24 protein-coding genes are annotated in these 21482 nt (G+C 30.7%); 8 read left to right on the top strand and 16 right to left on the bottom strand.

The features are described from left to right. The first annotated feature begins 35 nt into the window (after nucleotides 1-35). The 3 genes from F6464_RS03505 (at nucleotide 36) to F6464_RS03495 (ending at nucleotide 1513) form a co-directional block, all read left to right on the top strand. Nucleotides 36-593 (top strand): YeeE/YedE family protein, encoded by a 558-nt coding sequence (locus F6464_RS03505; protein ID WP_151106358.1) that lies wholly within the window; start codon nucleotides 36-38, stop codon nucleotides 591-593. A 3-nt stretch (nucleotides 594-596) separates the two neighbouring features. Next, entirely contained in the window at nucleotides 597-1010 is a 414-nt protein-coding gene (locus F6464_RS03500; RefSeq protein ID WP_151106356.1) for a DUF6691 family protein, read from the top strand. 89 nt (nucleotides 1011-1099) lie between these two features. Further along, nucleotides 1100-1513, top strand: a complete 414-nt coding sequence (locus tag F6464_RS03495; protein ID WP_151106354.1) for a lipocalin-like domain-containing protein — start codon at nucleotides 1100-1102, stop codon at nucleotides 1511-1513. Nucleotides 1514-1570: 57 nt separating this feature from the next. On the opposite strand, the gene F6464_RS03490 is transcribed toward F6464_RS03495, so the two are convergent. The 6 genes from F6464_RS03490 to F6464_RS03465 form a co-directional block, all read right to left on the bottom strand. Continuing rightward, nucleotides 1571-1846: an ATP-dependent Clp protease adaptor ClpS gene (locus F6464_RS03490; protein WP_151106352.1), complete on the bottom strand. Its 276-nt coding sequence runs from the start codon at nucleotides 1844-1846 to the stop codon at nucleotides 1571-1573. Between the two features lie 47 nt (nucleotides 1847-1893). After that, nucleotides 1894-2754 carry a 50S ribosomal protein L11 methyltransferase gene (gene prmA, locus F6464_RS03485; RefSeq protein ID WP_151106350.1) on the bottom strand — a complete coding sequence of 287 codons (861 nt, stop codon included), beginning with the start codon at nucleotides 2752-2754 and terminating at the stop codon, nucleotides 1894-1896. 106 nt (nucleotides 2755-2860) lie between these two features. Continuing rightward, nucleotides 2861-3613, bottom strand: coding sequence for a triose-phosphate isomerase (tpiA, locus tag F6464_RS03480; protein ID WP_151106348.1), 753 nt, complete (start codon nucleotides 3611-3613; stop codon nucleotides 2861-2863). Continuing rightward, nucleotides 3613-4116 carry a TlpA family protein disulfide reductase gene (locus F6464_RS03475; RefSeq protein ID WP_151106347.1) on the bottom strand — a complete coding sequence of 168 codons (504 nt, stop codon included), beginning with the start codon at nucleotides 4114-4116 and terminating at the stop codon, nucleotides 3613-3615. The genes tpiA and F6464_RS03475 overlap by 1 nt, the downstream gene beginning before the upstream one ends. A gap of 468 nt (nucleotides 4117-4584) precedes the next feature. After that, a complete protein-coding gene (locus F6464_RS03470) occupies nucleotides 4585-5685 on the bottom strand; it encodes a BT_3928 family protein (RefSeq protein WP_151106491.1) in 1101 nt (366 codons plus the stop codon). 57 nt (nucleotides 5686-5742) lie between these two features. Next, a complete protein-coding gene (locus tag F6464_RS03465) occupies nucleotides 5743-6291 on the bottom strand; it encodes a DUF1599 domain-containing protein (RefSeq protein ID WP_151106346.1) in 549 nt (182 codons plus the stop codon). Between the two features lie 137 nt (nucleotides 6292-6428). On the opposite strand from F6464_RS03465, the gene folP reads away from it, so the two are divergent. Continuing rightward, nucleotides 6429-7250, top strand: coding sequence for a dihydropteroate synthase (folP, locus tag F6464_RS03460; protein ID WP_151106345.1), 822 nt, complete (start codon nucleotides 6429-6431; stop codon nucleotides 7248-7250). Between the two features lie 5 nt (nucleotides 7251-7255). On the opposite strand, the gene rlmH is transcribed toward folP, so the two are convergent. Together rlmH and F6464_RS03450 are read right to left on the bottom strand one after the other, a co-directional pair. Beyond that, on the bottom strand, nucleotides 7256-7729 hold the full coding sequence (rlmH, locus tag F6464_RS03455; RefSeq protein WP_151106344.1) for a 23S rRNA (pseudouridine(1915)-N(3))-methyltransferase RlmH: 474 nt from the start codon (nucleotides 7727-7729) through the stop codon (nucleotides 7256-7258). Nucleotides 7730-7817: 88 nt separating this feature from the next. Continuing rightward, nucleotides 7818-9035: an MFS transporter gene (locus F6464_RS03450; protein WP_151106343.1), complete on the bottom strand. Its 1218-nt coding sequence runs from the start codon at nucleotides 9033-9035 to the stop codon at nucleotides 7818-7820. Between the two features lie 84 nt (nucleotides 9036-9119). Between F6464_RS03450 and F6464_RS03445 the strand changes: the two genes are divergently transcribed. Genes F6464_RS03445 through F6464_RS03435 form a run of 3 tightly spaced genes read left to right on the top strand, consistent with a single transcriptional unit; the run spans nucleotide 9120 to nucleotide 11190 of the window. Further along, on the top strand, nucleotides 9120-9767 hold the full coding sequence (locus F6464_RS03445) for a TatD family hydrolase (RefSeq protein ID WP_151106342.1): 648 nt from the start codon (nucleotides 9120-9122) through the stop codon (nucleotides 9765-9767). A gap of 16 nt (nucleotides 9768-9783) precedes the next feature. After that, complete coding sequence (locus tag F6464_RS03440; protein WP_151106341.1) at nucleotides 9784-10527, top strand: tRNA threonylcarbamoyladenosine dehydratase; 744 nt, start codon at nucleotides 9784-9786, stop codon at nucleotides 10525-10527. A gap of 6 nt (nucleotides 10528-10533) precedes the next feature. Next, complete coding sequence (locus F6464_RS03435) at nucleotides 10534-11190, top strand: HAD family hydrolase (RefSeq protein WP_151106340.1); 657 nt, start codon at nucleotides 10534-10536, stop codon at nucleotides 11188-11190. A gap of 2 nt (nucleotides 11191-11192) precedes the next feature. On the opposite strand, the gene F6464_RS03430 is transcribed toward F6464_RS03435, so the two are convergent. The 3 genes from F6464_RS03430 to F6464_RS03420 all read right to left on the bottom strand — a co-directional run bounded on the left by F6464_RS03430 (nucleotide 11193) and on the right by F6464_RS03420 (nucleotide 13809). Next, nucleotides 11193-12479, bottom strand: coding sequence for a cryptochrome/photolyase family protein (locus F6464_RS03430; RefSeq protein WP_151106339.1), 1287 nt, complete (start codon nucleotides 12477-12479; stop codon nucleotides 11193-11195). Nucleotides 12480-12519: 40 nt separating this feature from the next. Continuing rightward, the gene (locus tag F6464_RS03425) at nucleotides 12520-13218 is read right to left on the bottom strand and encodes an SDR family NAD(P)-dependent oxidoreductase (protein ID WP_151106338.1); all 699 of its coding nucleotides are present in this window, start codon (nucleotides 13216-13218) and stop codon (nucleotides 12520-12522) included. 123 nt (nucleotides 13219-13341) lie between these two features. Next, on the bottom strand, nucleotides 13342-13809 hold the full coding sequence (locus F6464_RS03420; RefSeq protein ID WP_151106337.1) for an SRPBCC family protein: 468 nt from the start codon (nucleotides 13807-13809) through the stop codon (nucleotides 13342-13344). Nucleotides 13810-13949: 140 nt separating this feature from the next. On the opposite strand from F6464_RS03420, the gene F6464_RS03415 reads away from it, so the two are divergent. After that, complete coding sequence (locus F6464_RS03415; protein WP_151106336.1) at nucleotides 13950-14804, top strand: DUF2911 domain-containing protein; 855 nt, start codon at nucleotides 13950-13952, stop codon at nucleotides 14802-14804. 65 nt (nucleotides 14805-14869) lie between these two features. Here F6464_RS03415 and F6464_RS03410 read toward each other — a convergent pair whose 3' ends face one another. The 5 genes from F6464_RS03410 to F6464_RS03390 all read right to left on the bottom strand — a co-directional run bounded on the left by F6464_RS03410 (nucleotide 14870) and on the right by F6464_RS03390 (nucleotide 21433). Continuing rightward, on the bottom strand, nucleotides 14870-16564 hold the full coding sequence (locus tag F6464_RS03410) for a sodium:solute symporter (RefSeq protein ID WP_151106335.1): 1695 nt from the start codon (nucleotides 16562-16564) through the stop codon (nucleotides 14870-14872). A 117-nt stretch (nucleotides 16565-16681) separates the two neighbouring features. Then, entirely contained in the window at nucleotides 16682-19174 is a 2493-nt protein-coding gene (locus tag F6464_RS03405; RefSeq protein WP_151106334.1) for a PIG-L family deacetylase, read from the bottom strand. A 131-nt stretch (nucleotides 19175-19305) separates the two neighbouring features. Continuing rightward, the gene (locus F6464_RS03400; protein ID WP_151106333.1) at nucleotides 19306-19716 is read right to left on the bottom strand and encodes a hypothetical protein; all 411 of its coding nucleotides are present in this window, start codon (nucleotides 19714-19716) and stop codon (nucleotides 19306-19308) included. Between the two features lie 216 nt (nucleotides 19717-19932). Beyond that, nucleotides 19933-20514, bottom strand: coding sequence for a Maf-like protein (locus F6464_RS03395; protein ID WP_151106332.1), 582 nt, complete (start codon nucleotides 20512-20514; stop codon nucleotides 19933-19935). Further along, a complete protein-coding gene (locus F6464_RS03390) occupies nucleotides 20507-21433 on the bottom strand; it encodes a geranylgeranylglycerol-phosphate geranylgeranyltransferase (protein WP_151106331.1) in 927 nt (308 codons plus the stop codon). Before F6464_RS03390 ends, F6464_RS03395 begins: the two co-directional genes overlap by 8 nt. Nucleotides 21434-21482: the final 49 nt, after the last annotated feature.

The raw sequence follows: 21482 nt of genomic DNA, 5'->3' as shown, positions 1-21482 counted from the left end.
ATTTGAATTCTTATTTTTGTGTAAACTTATTAACTATGGATTTTATTTTTCAAACTTGGTCTTGGTATATTTCTGGTTTTCTAATTGCAATAATCATGCTAACGCTAAATTTTTTTGGAAAAACATTCGGAATGTCGTCTAATTTACAAACACTTTGTACTATGGTAGGCGCCGACAGGTTTTCAGACTATTTTAGGATTAATTGGAAGTCTAATAGATGGAATCTTGCAGTTGTTCTTGGAGCTATGTTAGGGGGATTTGTGGCGGTACATTTTATGAGTGTGCCTACTAATGTTTCTATTAATCCAAAAACTATAGAGCAATTAGCAAAAATGGGAATTGAAGCTCCTAACGGAAAGTTATTGCCCAAAGCCTTATTTGGCAATGCTGTTTTTCAATCTCCTAAAATGATTGTTATACTTGTCATTGGAGGAATTTTAATTGGTTTTGGTTCACGGTATGCTTCGGGATGTACTTCTGGTCATGCTATTGCAGGAATGAGTAATTTACAAATTCAATCTTTGAAAGCTGTAATTGGATTTTTTATTGGTGGACTAGTAATGTCGCATTTTATTTTACCCTTAATTTTTTAAAAAATGAAACTATTAAAATACATAATTGTTGGATTTGTTTTCGGAATTGTACTTACAAAATCAGAAGCCGTTTCTTGGTATCGCATTTATGAAATGTTTCAATTTCAATCGTTTCATATGTACGGAATAATCATGGTTGCTATTGCAACGGGTGTAATAGGATTGCAAATTATAAAAAGAATACAATTAAAAAATATAAAAGGCGAACCGATTGTAGTTCCTGATAAAGAGAATGGCTCCTTACGATTTTGGGTTGGCGGAATTATTTTCGGATTAGGATGGGCATTGGTAGGATCTTGTCCTGGGCCCATTTTTATTTTATTGGGTGCAGGATTTTTGCCAATGCTGTTGGTGCTTTTTGGAGCACTAATCGGTACTTTTTTGTATGGATTGCTAAAGGATAAATTAATACATTAAATTTGTTAATAAAAGCTTAAATGAATTTTATAGTAGATTAGTTAAAATTAGTTAAATTTAAAACTTTGTAACTATTAAAACTTTAAGACATGAAAAAAATTATATTATTATTTATTTCAATTATTACTATTGGATTGACATCTGTATCTTGTAATAAGGACGATGACAACAATTCTACTGCTACTATAGAAGGCAAATGGATTCCTTCTAAAGAAGGAGAAACCGAAGCTACCTTAACAGATTATGAGCATACTGCAGGATGTAACAAAGATTATATGATTATTTCATCAGGTGGTCAAATTAGTTTTTACTCTTATGATAATGAAAGTGGTACATGCAGTGAAAGTATTGACACAGGTACTTGGATAAGAAATGGAAATACAATTACTATTTCTTATGAAGGAGTTGTAGTTTTAGAAACAGAAATTATAAACTTAACTAGTTCGGAATTAAAAACTAAGGATACTGCTGATGGTTTTATTACAGTGTTTACTAGAGGATAATATTATAAAAGCATATTATGTAAAGACCTGATTCGTATAAGAACTAATCAGGTTTTTTTATATAATTTCGGCACTCAAACCTGCTTCTAATAATTGTGTACATTGCGGTTTTAGTTCTTCAAAAGAACCAGTTTTTACGGTGCATTTTCCTTTGTAATGTACTAAAATTGCACATTGCTCTGCCTGTATTGCGGTATGATTGCAAACCGATATTAAAGTTTCAATAACATGATCAAAAGTATTAACATCATCGTTAAAAAGTACAATTTCATGGTTAATGTCAACCGCTTCAAGTACTGAGGTATCTTGTTGAGTTTTTTCTATTGTTGCCATTTTCAGACCTTTATAATTATTTGACTTTTATTCTATAAATTACAATGCTAATTTACATATTTTAAAGAAACCCAATTGTTTCTTTCTAGTTTTTTAACATACGTTAATCCTTTTTCAATACAAGAATCATTTATGAAAGGAATGTCTTCTGCATAAAAGCCACTAAATAAAATAGTCCCTTTTGGATTAAGGCAATCTACATAACTTTGCATGTCATTCAACAAAATGTTTCTATTGATGTTGGCAATAATCAAATCGTATTTTTTATCTTTTAGCAACGCTGCATCTCCCTCATAAACCGTAATGTTTTTGCAATTGTTGCGTTCGGCATTTTCAATAGAATTCAAATAACACCAATTGTCAATATCTATAGCATCAATAGGTTTTGCTCCTTTCATTTCTGCAAGAATAGCAAGAATTGCTGTTCCACAGCCCATATCTAATGTTTTCATTCCAGTAACATTCGTTTCTAATAAATGCTGAATCATCATGTGGGTAGTTTCGTGATGACCTGTTCCGAAACTCATTTTAGGTTCAATTATAATATCAAACTCAGCATTGGTTTTAGAATGAAACGGAGCTCGAACAAGACATTTTCCGTCAACATCAATAGCTTCAAAATTCTTTTCCCATTCCTCGTTCCAATTTACTTGTTCTATTTCTTCGATGGTATAGGAAATTATAAATTCAGGAGAATTTAAAATCTGAACCTCTTCTAAAATAGTTTCATTCCAAAATTGTTTCTGAATGTAGGCTGTAACTCCAAAATCACTTTCTACGAAACTTTCGAAAGGCAATTCGCCTAATTCAGCAACAAGAATTTCAGAACCCATGTGCCTCGTCAGTTCGCTTAGGCTTGTGTCTTTTGGTTCAACTGTAAAATGATACCCTAAATAGATGTTTGACATTTTTTTTTTGCAAAGGTAAGAATCTCTTTTGTTGAATTTTTAAAAAATAAAAAAGAGATTTGAATATTCAAATTCAAATCTCTCTAAGTCAATTAATTTAGCTGTTTTAAATAGCATTTACAATTGCAGCAAAATCATCTGCTTTTAGTGCAGCACCTCCAATTAATCCTCCGTCAACATCTGGTTTTCCAAAAATTTCTTTAGCATTTTCTGGTTTTACGCTTCCTCCATAAAGAATTGAAACGTCTTCTGCAATATCGCTTCCAAAAGCTTTACGAACGGTTTCTCTAATAAATTCGTGCATTTCTTGTGCTTGTTCTGGCGAAGCCGTTTCACCAGTTCCTATTGCCCAAACGGGTTCGTAAGCAAGAACAATATTTTCCCAAGCTGATTTATCAATTTGAAATAATCCGTCTCTTAATTGGTTTTCAACTATATTAAAATGTTGCTTGTTTTGACGGTCTTTTAGTTCTTCTCCAAAACAAAAAATTACTCTTAAATCGTGTTTTAACGCAGCGTCTACTTTAAATGAAATTATAGCGTCAGTTTCATGAAAAATTGCACGACGTTCTGAATGGCCTAGTATTACAGTATTTACACCGATACTTTTTAGCATGTCTGCTGAAATTTCTCCAGTAAATGCTCCACTTTCTGCTTGATGCATATTTTGCGCAGCCACCTGAATGTTTGTAAACTCTAAATGATTTACAGCCGATGATAAGTTTACAAATGTTGGCGCAACAATGATTTCTACATCTTTATCATTTGGCAATTTATCAATTAATTCGTTTAATAAATCTTCTGTTTCCTCAGTATTTTTATTCATTTTCCAGTTTCCTGCAACAATTTTTTGTCTCATTATTTTATTGATTTTAAGGTTGTGTTTATTTTTTCGAAATCAGTTTCTATGGCACGATATATTATAATTTTCCCCGTTTTGTCGATGATTATATATCTTGGTATCCAATCTAAATCTATTGCTTTTCCAAAAGAGCCATTCATTCCATTATTCGCTAAATAATGGTCGCCTTTAATTTGGTGTTTTTCAATACCATCTTTCCATTTATTGATCGTTTTATCTAATGATATGAAAACATAAGAAACTTCGGAATTGTTTTTTTGTAGTTCTTTTATTTTAGGCATTGCTTTTACACAGTCTCCGCACCAAGAAGCCCAAAACTCAATTACTAAAGTTTTACCTTTATACTGATTTAAAACATTTTGAAAGGCAATAAAATTCCCATCGGTAGCGATAATTTTTTCTTCTAATGCTTTTTTTGAAAATTCTGTTTCTTGAGCATGAGAACAAGAAATGGTAGAAAAACATAAAATGATATAGGCAATTATTATTTTAATTTTCATCGATTAATTTTGAAATACAAATTTACATTTATAAATCGTTACTTTAAAATGAATTAATTTAAATTTTTAAGTTTAAGAAAAAGTAAAAACGAAAAGTATGAATTGTAAAGTTTTTTATTAAAAACGGCTTTATAAGCAATAAATTTTTTATATAATTGCGCTTAATTTAAGATTTGGCTTCTTTTTGTTCATCTAAAAAGACATGAGAAGTTTTTTTTCTTTTTTTAGGAAAAAACTCATTTTTAACTTTAATGACGAATAGTAAAGAAGATACGGCCATCAAAATACACCCTAAAAGAATATGAAAAGTATTTCCTAGAAGAGGGTTTTCCTTAGTAGATACATAATTTAAAAGATAGTATCCCAAAACAAAAAAGACAATACAAGATAGTATTATCTTAATATTTAGATTTCTTTTTATTCTTCTGCTTTTAGAAATACCCATAGTCTTATAACAATTAATATAAACTATAATTTTAAATCATTGATGTCATTATAATGCACTTTTTGTTTTATGACGGCATTTTCTATTACAATAATACTTGGATTTGCCCTTTCAATTGTTTTTAAAGTAGTTGCATCGCAGAAATAAAAGTCAAAAGTATATCCATACACTTTTTTTACACTTGTAATTTCTTCTGGAGATGAAGCGGTCATTCCAACAACTTTATAGCCTTTAGATTTTGCTAAAAGATTTAATTGCTCCAATTTTTCTAAGCCTTTTTTATCCGATTTAATTAAATCATAAGTTACAAAAAGCATTAATTTAGGTTCTTTTAATAGTTCGTCTTTATAATCAGAACCGTCTTTTTCCATGGCAAAATCATGAATAGGAGGTATGTAACCTGTTGAAATTATATTATCTTTTCGGTCTACAAATGTTGCACCTTCTGGAATAGACATCAAATCTTTTTCGGTAAATTCTTTATTTACCCCATTTAGGTTATAAATAAATACCATTTCAACGACACTTTTAGGAGCGTTGTCAGGTATTTCCATTCCTTTAATGATATTTGTTCCTACTTTGTATGCTCTAAAATCTTTTAGCGGTAAATGATTTAATACCCAATAGCCCATAAACGCGCATAAAACGATACTTAAAATAAAAAGAACATTTGTAAATTGATTTGAGAATATGGGTTTGATTACTTTTTTATTGAAAAACAAAATCATAATAAAAAACAACAACACAATATCTTTTGTAAAAGATTGCCAAGGGGTTAGTTTTAAGGCATCACCAAAACAACCACAATCGGTTACTTTGTTAAAATAAGCGGAGTAAAATGTTAGAAAAGTAAAGAAAACAATCATTAACAATAAGTTCCAAAGCGTAAATTTAGATTTGTAGCCAATGAGTAACATAAACCCTAAGACTGTTTCGAAAATAACTATAAAAACTGCAATTGCTAAAGAGTAAGGGACTAAAAAAGGAAGATTTAGAACGGTTTCCCCAAAATATTCTCCTAGTTTATATGAAAATCCTATAGGGTCATTAAGCTTTATTAATCCGGAAATAATAAATAAGATTCCAACAAAAATTCGTGAAAACTGAACAATATTTTTTTTCATCATTTGATTTATAAAAAGTAAATATAAACAAGATTATTTAAAAAAGAAATACCAAAATTAATTTTTTGATGAAAATCGCATTAAAATTAAAGCAAAAACGGCATAATTAATCATATCTTGATAATTGGCGTCAATTCCTTCAGAAACTAATGTTTTACCTTTGTTGTCTTCAATTTGCTTTACACGAAGTAGTTTTTGCAAAATTAAATCGGTTAATGAACTCACTCGCATTTCACGCCAAGCCTCACCATAATCGTGATTTTTAGCTTCCATAAGTTCCTTCGTGATTCTTATTTTGGCATCATATAATTCGGTTGCTTTTTCAACATCCAAATCAGGTTGATCTACAACACCAAGCTCTAACTGTATCAAAGCCATTATGGAATAATTAATGATTCCAATAAATTCTCCAGTTTCATCTTCGTCAACTTTTCTAATATCATTTTCTTGCAAACTTCTAATTCTTTGCGCTTTTATGAATATCTGATCGGTTAAAGATGGTAATCTTAAAATACGCCATGCACTGCCGTAATCTTTCATTTTATTGATAAAGAGGGTTCGACAAATTTCTATTACCGAATCGTATTCTTGTGATGTATTCTTCATTATTGATGTATATTTGTATTCAATTTTTTTGCTTCCCACGATTCAGCCTAAAGGCTTCGGGTCAAAAATAGTATATTTTTTCGAATCATGTGTTTTCAAATTTATTTACCTCGACTCAAAAAATTAAAACATATAAAATGACCATAAACTGTAAAGGAAATCTCATCGATTTAACAACACCAAAAGTGATGGGTATTTTAAATGTTACTCCAAATTCTTTTTTTGATGGTGGAAAACATAAAAGTGATAAAGAGATTTTAAATCAAGTTGAAAATATGCTTCGAGAAGGAGCTACGTTTATTGATATTGGAGCCTACTCTAGCAAACCTAAAGCCGAGTTTGTTTCAGAAAAAGAAGAATTAGAAAGAATACTTCCAGTAATACAATCTATTTTAAAACAGTTTCCCGAAACAATACTCTCCGTCGATACTTTTCGAAGTGAAGTTGCTAAAGTTTGTGTTGAAAATGGGGTAGCTATGATTAATGATATTTCGGCCGGAAGTTTAGATGAAAATATGTTTCAAATCATAGCAAAATATAAAGTGCCTTATGTAATGATGCATATGCGTGGCACGCCGCAAACGATGCAATCGCTAACCAATTATGACAATATAGTTAAGGAAATGATTTTCTATTTTTCTGAAAAAGTAGCGAAAGCAACAAGCTTAGGAATTACTGATTTGATTCTAGATCCAGGATTTGGATTTGCAAAAACGTTAGAACAAAATTATGAAGTATTGCAAAATATTGAATTGTTTCAAATGTTAGAATTACCCATTTTAGTAGGTATTTCTCGAAAATCTATGATTTATAAAGTATTGAATTCTAATCCTAATGATGCTTTAAACGGAACAACTATTTTAAATACAATTGCATTAATGAAAGGAGCAAAAATTCTTAGGGTTCATGATGTAAAAGAGGCTGTAGAATGTGTCAAATTAATGCAAAATTTGCATTAAATATTTTATTGATGATGATACGGTTCGTTTTTTAAAATAGTAAAGCTGCGATACAATTGCTCAATAAAAAACAAACGCACCATTTGGTGGGAAAAGGTCATTAAGGATAACGAGATTTTTCCATTTGCTTTACTATAAAGGGTTTCTGAAAATCCGTAAGGACCACCAATTACAAAAACTAAGGTTTTGATTCCTGCATTCATTTTCTTTTGTAATTCTTCTGAAAACGCTATGCTAGAAAATGTTTTTCCGTTTTCGTCCAATAGAATTAATTGGTCTGTTGGTGTGATTTTTGCCAAAATCAATTCGCCTTCTTTTTCTTTTTGCTGGCTTTCTGACAAGTTTTTTACATTTTTTATATCAGGAATAATTTCTAAATCGAATTTGATGTAAAAAGACAATCTTTTTTGATATTCCTCAATAAGAGATTGTAAATTTTTATTATCAGTTTTGCCAATAGTAATAAGTTTAATATTCATTGTAAAAATTCTTTAAATACAAAGTAACTGAAAAACATAAAAGATTGCTATTTATTTCAAATTCAATTAAAACTAGGAACAAATGAAATTAAACTTTGTTTTCTATTTTTAGCAAATAAAGTAATCTAAAACAGCTAATTACAGCAATAATCCCTAGAGTTCCCATCAAGATCCAGTTTGTTTGATAGCCATAGCGGTCGATTACTTCCATTCCTGTTTTAGAACTGGCAATGTGTGCCAAACTAAAACTCATTGTAAACAAAGCCATATAGCGTCCTTCGTGACCTTTTGGAGCACGACTTAAAGCAAAAGAATTCGAAAAAGGAAAAATAAACATTTCGCCAAAAGTGATAAAAATAATGCTGAAAATAAAAATACCAGCCCAACCTATTATCATTAATAAGTAAAAACTCATAGCCATAAGTAATGAACCCCATAGCATAATTTTAGTTTTACTAATTTTATTTCTTTCAAAGGCACTTACTATTGGCATTTCTAAAAAGAAAATGAGTAATCCGTTTAGCGTCAATAAAAGACCGCTTTGAAACTCTGTTAATCCATACATTTCATGATGATACAAAGGTAAAGTTGTAAATATTTGAAAAAAAAGTACTGCAGTAAGGAAACAAACAAATAGAAAAAGCCAAAATATTTTATCTTTAAATACGGATAATACTTGAACGGAATTTGAATCATGAACAATTGTTGGCGTTTTTTTCTTTTCTTTTACTAATAATGCAAAAATTAGAATCGCAATAATACAAGTTAAACTATCAGTCCAAAACAAACCTTTGTAGCCAATTCCCATAATAATTAATCCTCCTAAAGCAGGACCAGCAGCAAAACCAAGATTTACAGCCAATCGAACTAATGTTAAAGCTCTTGTTCGATTTTCAGGTTTTGCATAAACACCCAATGATACAAACATGGCGGGTCTAAACATGTCCGCAATAGTCATAATTGCAAAAACACTAAAGCACAAGCCCCAAAATGAAGTGATGAATTGTAAAATAAAAAATAGTATTCCGCTTGAAAACAAACTAAAAACCATGACTTTATAGAATCCAATTTTGTCGGATAATTTTCCGCCTAACCAAGAACCCAACATCGATCCGAGACCAAAACAAACCATAATCCAACCCACTTCATTATAAGAAAAACCCAAATCTTCCTTTAAATATTTGGTCAAAAAAGGTAAAACCATCGTTCCTGCACGATTGATAAAGGTTATTATGGCAAGAATCCAAATCTCTCTAGAAAATCCCTTATAATTATCAATATAACGTTGCAAACCAGTTTTGAGCATACTACTATTTAAGAGTAGCAAAGGTAAAAAACTTTGTGTCTTTAATGCTTTGTGACTTTACAACTTTTAAACTATTTTTGCAAAATGGAATTCTTTAATTTACACACTCATAATTACACTAATTCTAAGGATATTTTAGAATTAGTCAATCAATATCCAAATGAGTTTGATAAAAAAATCCCTTACTATTCCATAGGTATTCATCCATGGAAAATTGAAGAAAATAGGGTAGAAGCCGAATTAAAGATTATTGAAAGTAAACTTCAAACTATAAATTGTTTGGCAGTTGGAGAATGTGGATTAGATAAACGTATTGAAACTTCGTTAGACTTACAGATTACTATTTTTGAAAAGCAATTGCTTTTAGCCGAAAAATATAAAAAGCCAGTCGTAATTCATTGTGTTGCTGCTTTTCAAGAAGTAATTGAAGTTAAAAAAAGACTTCAAATTTCAGTTCCAATGATTATTCACGGATTTTCAAAAAATGAACAAGTTGCTAGACAATTGATTGAAAATGGATTTTATTTGTCGTTTGGAAAATATTTATTGCAAAATCCTGAACTAGAATCTGTTTTTAAAAATATTCCCAATAATCGATTTTTTTTAGAAACGGATACTATTGAAGACGGAATTTATGAAGTATATGCTTTGGCAGCAAAATATAAAAATTTAGATTTAACAGCATTAAAATTAATAATTGAAAATAATTTTCAAAAAGTATTTACAACATAAATAATAGCATATACAAATGGCAGCATGGACAGAAAGAGCTGAACTTTTATTTAAAAAAGAAGGTTTAGAAAATTTAAAAAAGGCAAATGTATTAATTGTTGGAGTTGGCGGAGTAGGCTCTTTTGCAGCCGAATTTATTGCTCGAGCGGGTGTAGGTAAAATGACAATAGTTGATGGAGATGTTGTTGATATAACTAACATTAACAGGCAATTACCCGCATTACATTCAACAGTAGGTTTGCCTAAAATTGATATTGTTGGTAATCGATTGTTAGATATCAATCCAGAATTGCAACTGACAAAAGTAAAAGAATTTCTTTCGCCAGAACGCGCTTTTGAGATTGTCACTGAAGACTATGATTATGTTTTGGATTGCATTGATAGCTTAACCCCTAAATTAAATTTGATTATTGCCGCTAAGCGAAAAAGAGTAAAAATTATCAGCAGTATGGGTGCTGGAGGAAAGATGGAAGCTTCTAAAGTAAAAGTGGCCGATATTAATAGTACTGTAAATTGTTTTTTGGCGAAAGCCATGAAAAAGAAATTGAAAGCTGTAAAAATTGATAAATTAAAAGTAGTCTATTCATCTGAAATTCAAGATGAAACAAGCCTGAAAATGACTGATGGTTCTAATTTTAAAAAATCATTTTATGGAACCAATAGTTATATGCCAGGGCTTTTTGGATTACATGCAGCCGAAACGGTTATACGATATCTTCTTAAAAATAACGAACCAAACACCAAAACTTCCAACTCCTAACTTCAAATGATACAAACTGTAATTTTCGATATGGATGGCGTTATTGTTGATACAGAACCTGTTCATCATTATGCCTATTTTCAACATTTTGAAGAGCTAGATATTAAAGTTTCTCAAGAACTGTTTACAACTTATATGGGAAATTCTACTCGAAATACTTTCCAGAAATTGAAACAAACTTTCGATTTAGAATATGATGTAGAAGATTTGATTTTAAGAAAACGAACTCTTTTTAATGATGCTTTCGATAAAAAAGAAGATTTGATTCTGTTAGATGGTGTTGAAAAATTAATTAAAGATTTATTTCACAACGGTATGCAATTGATACTGGCATCATCAGCATCAAAAGTAACTATTGATCGCGTTTTTACACGATTTAATTTACATTCTTATTTTAGTCATATTGTTTCTGGTGAAGATTTTCCGAAATCGAAACCGCATCCTGCTATTTTTGAACATGCCGTTTCTTTATCAAAAACATCAAAAGAAAATTGTATTGTTATAGAAGACAGTACCAATGGGATTATTGCCTCTAATGCTGCAGGAATTTTTTGTATTGGTTATAATAGTGTCAATTCTAAAATGCAAGATTTTTCACTAGCAAATAAAGTAATTCAGCATTTTGATGAATTGAATTTTGAGAAAATTAGGAGTATAAAATAGCTTTACCCAACGGCTTCTTTAAAAACCCTTAAACAGCGTTCTCTTGCCATTTTATGATCTACTATAGGTTTTGGATAATCAAAGGTTTCAAGTTCTGGAATCCATTTTTTGATGTATTTTAGGTCTTTGTCAAACTTTTTGATTTGCTCTGTAGGATTAAAAATTCTGAAATAGGGAGCCGCATCAACGCCACTTCCTGCAGCCCATTGCCAGTTTCCTACATTACTAGCTTGCTCGTAATCGAGTAGTTTTTGGGTAAAATAAGTTTCGCCCCATCTCCAATCTATGAGTAAATGTTTGCATAAAAAACTCGCCACTATCATCCGAACCCGATTGTGCATGTGTCCTGTAGCATTCAACTCTCGCATGCCAGCATCTACAAAAGGATAACCCGTTTTTCCTTCACACCATTTTTTAAAATCTTCTTCATTATTATTCCACTGTATAGCATCATATTTTGGTCGGAAACTTGCATTTTTTGTATGTGGGAAGTGCCACAATATTTGCATAAAAAATTCTCTCCAAATCAGTTCTTTCAGGAACGTTTCATTTTGCTCCAGAATAGCTTTACCTACCATTTTCCGAATAGAAACTGCCCCAAAACGAAGATGCGCCCCTAAATATGAGGTTTTATTTTGATATGGAAAATTTCGTGTTGCTTCATAATTTTGAATTAAGCTACTAGAAACATCATAGGGAGTTACTTTGATTTTAGAAGTTTCAAAACCTATAGTTTCCATACTCAAAAAAGGATAGTTGTGAGTGGCAATTTTATCTAGAAAATCTTCTGAATTATAATTTTCTAAAGTGATATGCTTGAATTTTTCTTTCCATTTATTAGAATATGGAGTGTAAACTACATAGGGCAATCCATCCTCTTTTGTAACTTCCGATTTTTCAAAAATAACTTGATCTTTGTAGGTTAAAAATTCTATTTTGTATTTTTTAAAAACTTGAAAAACAGCTAAATCACGTTTTCTGGCATAAGGCTCATAATCATGATTAGTGTAAACAGTTTCTATTTTATTTTCTTCAGCCAACTGCTCAAAAATCAATTCTGGTTTGCCATGAAAAACAGCCAATGATTTGCCTATTTGTTGTAACTGAAGATTAATTTTTTGCAACAATTCATGAATAAAAGTAACACGAGCATCGTTTTTTGGAAGTTCTTTAAGAATGTCTGAGTCAAAAATAAATATGGGAAGAACATCTTTACCACTCGTTAAAGCTTGGTATAAGCCATTATTATCGTCAATTCTTAAATCACGTCGAAACCAGAATACATTCATATTTTATCTTTTACTTAAAATGGAATACATTTAAAAAATATTATCCATTAACTAATAAAGTAGACATTCCTCCATCTACATGCATAATTTGTCCTGAAATCCAAGATGAATTTTCACTTAAAAGAAAGCTAGCCATTTGCGCTAAATCTTCAGGTTGACCAAATCGTTTTAATGGATGTCTTTCAGCTGATTTTTCTTGCTTGGTTTCATTATTTAAAAATTTATCTGCTAATGGTGTATTGGTTAATGAAGGCGCAATTACATTTACTCGAATTTTAGGAGCATACTCAGCTGCCAAAGCTTTAGCAAAACCTTCTATTGCTCCTTTTGCGGCAGCTACACTAGTATGAAAAGGCATTCCCATTGAGGCCGCTACACTACTAAACAATACAATACTCGATTGATTGGAAGCAGAAAGTTGTGGTAAAATAGATTGAATGACTTTTACCATACTAAAGAAATTAATGTTCATATCACTTTCAAAAGTTTCCAATTTTAATCCTCTGAAAGGTCTTAAATTAATACTTCCTGGGCAATAAACCAATCCGTCAATCACAGCAGGCAATAAAGAACTGTCTATCGAATCAGTCAAAGCATCAAAAGGAATATGAGTGACGTTTAGCTGTTCTAAATTTTCTGAAGTTCTAGAAGCAACAAAAACATTATTTTTATTTTCTAACGCTGTTGCTATGGCAAGACCAATTCCTTGTGAACCACCAATTAATAGTATATTTTTCATATGTAGATTTTTATTGTTTTTATATGGTCATATGTAATTGCTTCGCCTGTTCGAGCAAAGCTCTCGGGTCGCATATCTTGATTGGTGTATTGCGACCAATTTTAGGTTATGCTCATTTCATAGTTATGATTTGAATTCGCCAAATAGTTCAATTAATTTCTTATGTCTGTAATCGAAAATTTCATCCAATTTTGGTTTTACTAAAAAAGGATGAACCAATTGTCCTAAAATCCCCATTGGAACTTTATAATCTATAATATCTTCCATTTCTACACCACCGGGGATTTCCTTTATAAAATGTTTGTGATGCCAAAGTGCATAAGGACCAAAACGTTGCTCATCTACAAAATATTTTTTGTCTTGAACATGAGTAATTTCGGTAACCCATTTTGTTTTTATTCCTAAGATTGGAGTAACAATATATTGTATAATTTGTCCGGGATACATAGGCCTATCCGCTCCAGACTCTATAACAAAACCCATATATTCCGGTGTAATAGTTTTTAAGTTTTTTGGGTTAGAAAGAAATTCCCAAGCTTCTTCTATAGTTATTGGTAAATTTTGTTTGCTTTTTTTAGTATAAATCTTCATTATATTTTTTTTGTAAAGATAACTATTTTGTTTTATAATATTTAAAAAATGTTAAACAAAATTAATATTCAAATTAAGGAATTATTAACACATATACAGTTACGAATTTGTAATTTTGATACTTAACTAAATATTTAATTATGAAAAAAATAATTGTTTTGTTGGCAATAATGATTGCTAATTTTGTTACAGACGCACAAGTAAAAACTCCAGCACCTAGTCCTAAATCAAAATTAGAACAAGTTGTAGGTTTAACAGATGTTACTATAGAATATTCTAGACCAAGTGCTAAAGGGAGAACTATTTTTGGAGATTTAGTGCCTTTTGGTAAGTTATGGAGAACAGGAGCGAATGCCAATACCACAATTTCGTTCAGTGAAGATGTAGTTATTGATGGAAAAACACTAAAAAAAGGAAAGTACGCAATATATACCACTCCGAAAGCTGACAATTGGGAGATTGTTTTTTATTCAGAAACAGACAATTGGGGAACGCCAGATGAGTTTAGCGAAAGTAAAGTTGCATTGCGAACCACTGCGAAATCTGAAATGTTAAATAGACCAGTAGAGAGTTTTACGATTTCGATTAATAATTTAGACAATAATTTTGCCCATCTTGAATTGTCTTGGGAAAAAACTTTGGTAGCAGTAAAATTTGAAGTTCCAACTCAGAAAATGGCAATGGCCAGTATCGAAAAAGCATTAGCGGGGCCTACATCTGGTGATTATTTTTCATCAGCTCAATATTTATTTCAATCGAATGGTGATACAAATAAAGCATTAGAATATGTAAATAAAGCTTTATCTATGGTTAAAACAGGAGAAGATGTTCCGTTTTGGCACTTGAGATTAAAATCATTAATTCAGGGAAAATTAAATGATAAAAAAGGAGCTATCGAAACAGCAAAATTATCTATGGCAGGAGCTGAAAAAGCAAAAAATGCTGACTATGTAAAAATGAATAAAGAGAGCATAGCGGAATGGAGTAAAAAGTAATTTTAGAAGATACCTTAAAACCGTAAACTCAAAATAAAATTGAGTTTACGGTTTTTTTTATGTAATTAATCAAAAGCTTCTTTATCATTTCCAACTATCATCTGAATAGAGATCGATAGAAAAATGGTAAACATTGCACCAATAAAATTCAACCACAAGAAACTAACTACTTCCAAATAATAGATATAAAAAATTAATAATTGGCTGATAACTGCCCCCCAAAAAATAGCTTTGGCTTTTACAAATTTAATATAGAAACCTACTAAAAATATTCCTAATACTGTACCGTAAAAAATGGAACCTACAATGTTTACCAATTGAATTAAGTTTTCAAATAAGGTGCCGACGCAAGCAAAAAGTATTGCGATTATTCCCCATAAGATGGTAAAAAACTTAGTAGCGTTTACAAAATGTTTTTCGGTTTTTTCTCCTTTTACGTTTCGTTTATATATATCTATTGCTGTTGTAGAAGCCAGTGCATTTAAACCAGATGCTGTTGATGACATAGCTGCAGATAAAATTACGGCCAATAATAATCCAATTAATCCTTTGGGTAAGTAGTTTAAAATGAAATGAATAAATACATAATCTTTATCGTTGGTCTCTGATTTTGGATCCGCTTGTGTGATAATTTCTCTGGCTTCGTCCCGTAAATCATTTTCTTTATTAGAAATGGCTACTAATTCCTTTCTCAAAATCGGATTATCATAATTTTGATTCAAATGATCGATATAAATCAAATTAATTTCTTTTTTTTCTTCGGATAATTTAACCAACTTGGTTTCTAAAGCATTATAATCGGCTTTGTATTTAGAATTCTCAACGATAATTTTATTATTTGGATTAAAATTTAACGGAACAGGATTGAATTGAAAAAAAACGAATACCATAACGCCTATCAATAAAATAAAAAATTGCATAGGCACTTTTAAAAAGCCATTCATGATTAATCCCATTTGGCTTTCCTTGATTGATTTTCCCGACAAATATCTTCCTACTTGTGATTGATCGGTTCCAAAATAGGACAAAGCAAGAAAAAAACCTCCAGTAATTCCACTCCAAAAAGTGTAACGAGTTTCAGGATCAAATGAAAAATCTACAATATCCATTTTATGATTGGCACCTGCAATGTGTAAAGCATTACTAAAAGTCATATCATTAGGTAATAAATGCAATATCAAGAAAAAGGTAATAAACATGCCTGACATAATCACAAACATTTGATGCTTTTGAGTTACGTTGACTGCTTTTGTTCCGCCAGCAAAAGTGTAAATGATTACTAGTACACCAATAACAATATTCATTAAAGTAAGATTCCAACCTAATAAAGCTGATAAAATAATTGCTGGAGCATATATGGTTAATCCCGTTCCTAATCCTCTTTGAAAAAGAAATAAAATGGCTGCTAACGAACGTGTTTTAAGGTCAAAACGTTGCTCCAAGTATTCGTAAGCAGTAAAAACTTTAAGTTTGTGATAAATAGGAATAAATGTTACGCATATAACGACCATAGCAATTGGTAAGCCAAAATAAAACTGCACAAAGCCCATTCCGTCATGATATGCCTGACCTGGAGTGGAGAGAAATGTTATCGCGCTGGCTTGTGTTGCCATAACTGATAAACCTACTATATACCATGGAGTTTCGTTGTTTCCAAGAATGTAGTCTTCTACATTTTTACTTCCTTTGGTTTTCCAAACACCGTAAATTACAATGAATAGTAAGGTTGCCGAAAGTACAATCCAATCGAGTTGTTGCATTTTAGGAGAATAGTATCATTAATAAAAAGAAAATTAAAATATATAAGGCATTGGCAATTAATACCCAAGTATAACTTTTTTTCCAAGTAGTTGCTTTTTCTGAATCCATAATTGAAATTATTTTATTGAAATCATATTTGCCATTAATCGAAAAGCACCTGAAACACCTTCTGGTAACTCTCTAAAGAAGCTTAATCCGGTGTAAATAAAATTTCCTTTTCCATATTTAGCAACAAGTAAAGCCCCTTTTTTTGAGGTTTCGCCTTTATCATTCGACGCTAAAATAGGAGTAAAGGCTTTGTCCCATTCGTTAGGATAATACAGCCCTTGTTCTTGTTTCCAACCTTCAAAATCTGCAGCGGTAATTGTATTCGGATAATTTAAAATGGGATGATTGGGTGCTAAAAATTCTATTTTCGCATTTTCATCAGTAACTCTGTCTCTGGAAATTTTTAGAGGAAAAGGTGCGATATCAGGTGTAACAAAATCGTCTAAAGTATTGTATTGCACAATCATAGTTTTTCCTTCTTTAACAAAATCGAATAAAGTCTGTTGCTTTAAAGCCAATGCTTGGACGGTGTTGTAAGCTCTAATTCCAGTTATTACAACATCAAAAAGCATTAAATTTTCCTTAGAAATTTCGTCAGCTTTCATTACTGTAACCTCATAGCCCATTTGATGCAAACTTTTAGGAACTTCATCTCCAGCTCCCATGATGTATACAATTTTTTCTTTTCCAGTTTTAATATTCAATTTAATGAGTTTTGCTTCAGAAAATTTTAATACTTGCTGTTTTGAAATATGATCGTAATTAATGTTGATTTGCTCCTTGTCATAACGAACTCCATCAACAATTGCAATACATTTTGCAACTACTTCATCGGCATTTTTTGGAGGGTTAATTTCAAAAGAAACAGTTTTTTCTTCTCCTTTTTTGGTTAATGAAAACGGAATTGATATCGGACTTACTTCCCAATTATTAGGTAATTCTAGTTGTAAAACACCTTTTATATTTTCTTTTCCAGCTTTAATTTTTATTGCTATTTTTTTTGATTTATCGGAATTAAAAATAACAACTTTGTCTTGAATTGAAGTGGATATTTCAGGCACAACATCTAAAGGCTTGTAAACTTCACCTTTAACATCATCGTTTAATTTGTAAATCACATTTCTATCAAAAGGGATTAACACTCCATTAATTTTTATAGTAAATGTTACTTTTATTTCTCTGCTACTGTCAGGAATTCCTATGTTTTTTTGTTCATCAACACGATACATTCCAATAGTTCCTTTTTCCTTTAGATAGTAAGGTTGCGTAAGCTGTAAAGTTTGTAGAATAGGTATTTCTGTAGTCAGAATTTGTGAAATGTTATTCTTTAATTCAATTGTTTGAAAATTAGTATTTGCTTCTGGAAATGTTTTCCAGCTTATCAATTGCATTGGAATTACACTGCGGTTTATAGCTTCCAATTTTACTTTTAACGAATTTCCGAAAGTAACTTCTTGATTTTCAGCAACTGCCTCAAGATACAATCCTGCACAAGCAGCAATTATTTTTTTAATTTCTTCAGATTTGATTGGTTTCCAATGATTTTCATTTAGGGTTTGAATCATGGAGTAGGCTTTAACCAATTCAGGAATACTAGCAGACGGATTTTTGAAATCGAAATTTTTCTCCACATTGTTCAATAAATCGCCAATTGCTTTTCCTCCATCAACACGGTTCCAAGAAGTATCAATACCTTCAAAAATGTTGGTTTTATCTTTTGTACTATCTCCTTTTAATAATTCAAGATATTCGTCTTCCTCTCCACGAGTCCCTGTACTACCAAAGCCTTGAGATTGATGACGGCTTCTGCTTAGAGCTGCAATCTCTTGATTGGATTTTCCAATGGATGGGTAATAAACGCCCATTTTGAATTGAACTAAATTCGATTTATCGGCTTTTTCAAATTTTTCTTTGCTTCCATAAAACCACCATGAAGTATTAAAAAAAATACGTTTGGGTTGCCAAGTTGCTACTAAATCAAGCTGATTAGGATAGAACGATTTATCATTTACTTTATCAAAAGCTTCTAAACTGAGCATTGCAGATGAAGTATGATGACCATGAGTAGTTCCTGGGGAACGAGCATCAAATCTATTGATGATTATGTCTGGCTGAAATTTTCTGATGATGTAAATAATGTCACTCAAAACTTCATCTTTATTCCAAATAGATAAGGTTTCGTCAGGATTTTTTGAATAGCCAAAATCATTAGCACGAGAAAAAAATTGTTCTCCGCCATCTATCTTTCTGGCTTCAATAAGTTCTTGAGTGCGAATGACTCCAAGTAATTCTCGGAGTTCAGAACCAATTAAGTTTTGTCCACCATCGCCACGTGTTAATGATAAATATCCTGTTCGAGCCTTTTTTTCATTGGCCATGTAGGAAATTAATCGGGTGTTTTCATCATCAGGATGTGCAGCAACATACAAAACCGTACCCAAAAAATTTAATTTTTGAATTTGATTGTAAATTTCTACTGCATTTGGTTTTGTTGGTTGTTGAGCAACAATTATTTGGAATGTAAAATAGAAAAGAGCTAAGAAAGAAGAATGCTTTTGCATAAAGTGGTAAATTTGCAATAGCTTCAAATGTAGTAATTATATAAAACGTTGTGATTTATTTAAATGGACTTTAACATTTTATTAATTGTAGGTCTTTAAGGTCAATAAATATTAAACCTATTCGAATCTTCTTAATTTTTTTTTGCCTTATCTTTAGCGGTAATGTAACCAAATCTTTTTTTATGAATAGGGAGCATTTCAGTTATAGCGTCGTCTTCATAATCATCAATAGGAACATTTGCATTATTGTATACTGAATAGCCTCTAAAACTACTAGGAATTTGCTCAACGATAGTCCATTTACCATCTTCTTTGATGTAGTAAATTTCTTTTAAAATATCATAATAAGCTTCAATGTTTGGATAATAATAGTATCTAATTTGACATTGAGTAACATTGTCGAATTTTAAAGTAGATCGATCAATGGCGTCTTCATAAATAATTATCTCTTCGCTTTGCGCTTTATCTTCATTGTTTTGCGCTTGAATTTTATTTATTAGTACAATAGAAAATAAAGGTAAAAATATTTTTAGATTTTTCATGTTTTCGTTAAGAGTTTAATTGTTTTTTTACAAAAAATTGCTTCCAAAAAAATGATTCAAACATCTTATTTATAAATAGTTACTAAAATTAAGATTATCTAATATAGTCTTTATAAAAGTAAAATAAAACATATTAAGATGCAAATAAATTCAAAAAGAATCATTTTTTACTGCAAGAATTATATATAAAATTTTAATGAATCATAGTTAATAATATTATAAACGGTTTAAATAGTCATATACTTTATCTATTGGCAATCCCATAACGTTAGGATATGAGCCGTTAATTTTTGCAACCCCAATAAATCCTATCCATTCTTGAATGCCATAACTGCCTGCTTTATCAAAAGGCTTATAATTATCAAGATAATATTGAATTTGATCATTACTTAACTCACGAAAAGTTACTAAGGTGGTTTCAGAAATCACTTCAGTTTTAACCTTAGTTTTAAAACAAACCGATGTTATTACCTTATGCGTTTTGTTAGATAATGATTGTAACATTAAAAAAGCATCTTCATAATCTTTTGGTTTCCCTAATGCTTTATTATCATGCCAAACTATTGTATCACTTGTAATTAAAATTTCGTTTTCGTTCAATTCGCCTTCAAAAGCATCACTTTTTAATACTGCTAAATAATCGGTAATGTCTTCTTCTATAAGATTTGGAGGATAAATTTCTTCAATTTCTTTCAGTCTAATTTCAAAATCAATATCTAAATCTTTAAAAAACTGTTGCCTTCTTGGTGAACCAGAAGCTAGAATTATTTTATGGTTTTTTAGTTTTTCTCTAAGCATTGTTTTTCATATTAAATGATATTATTGCAATAGAAAATATTCCGAAAAAAAGAATCCATTTTAATACTAAGCTTAAGTGCTTGAAGTCGCTTTGTTTTTTTGCAGATGCTATTTTAATTGTAAAATAAATTAGGGGAGAAAGAATGAAGGCCAGTCCGTAAACCGTACTTAAAGCTAATCCGTTATTAAATAAATAAGCGTACATATAGTAGAGAATAAGTCCCAACGGAATAAAGCTTACAAAAAACACTAATTGCGACGTTCTTTTTACTCCTAAAATTATTGGTAACGTACTCATTTCTTGATTGTAATCTCCATTAATATCTTCTAAATCTTTGACAATCTCTCTAATGAAATTAATTATAAAAGCGAAAATTGCATAGTCTAATAATATACCAAAAATCAAACCCATAACCGCTCGATTTCCTTCGTAAGTTGTGGGATATAAATCAAAAATTCCAATAATAATAATACTAAATGCAAGCAATAAAGCAATTATAATATTACCTATAAGTAAGCTTTGTTTTAAACTAGTTGCATACAAATAAAGCGTTGCAGCTATAACGATAAAAATAGATGCAAAACCTGGCTTTAGAATCACATTTGACAAATAAAATCCAATTCCTACGCCTATAACTGTGAATCCAAAATATAGGTTATAAGCCAAGCTTTCAGAGATAGATTTGCCTATAATAACATCATGTGGTTTGTTATCTGAATCAGTTTTGAAGTCAAAAATATTATTAATGATGTACCCTCCAGCCGCAATACAAACTGTAGATAGTACAAGAAGCAGGTATTGCCAATCAGCCAAAGCCAAGGTTATATTTTGTAGTTTCAAAAATCCATAACGAAATGTAAGCTGCATTAAAGCTAACATCATTAGGTTTTGGTATCGAATAAGTTTTAAGTAATTCATTTCAAATGTATTCTATGCTAAAAAAAGCACTTAAATTTTTGTGATAAAT

It is taken from the genome of Flavobacterium luteum (assembly GCF_008806775.1).
Lineage (GTDB): Bacteria > Bacteroidota > Bacteroidia > Flavobacteriales > Flavobacteriaceae > Flavobacterium > Flavobacterium luteum.
This window is presented reverse-complemented; position numbering and strand designations above follow the sequence as displayed.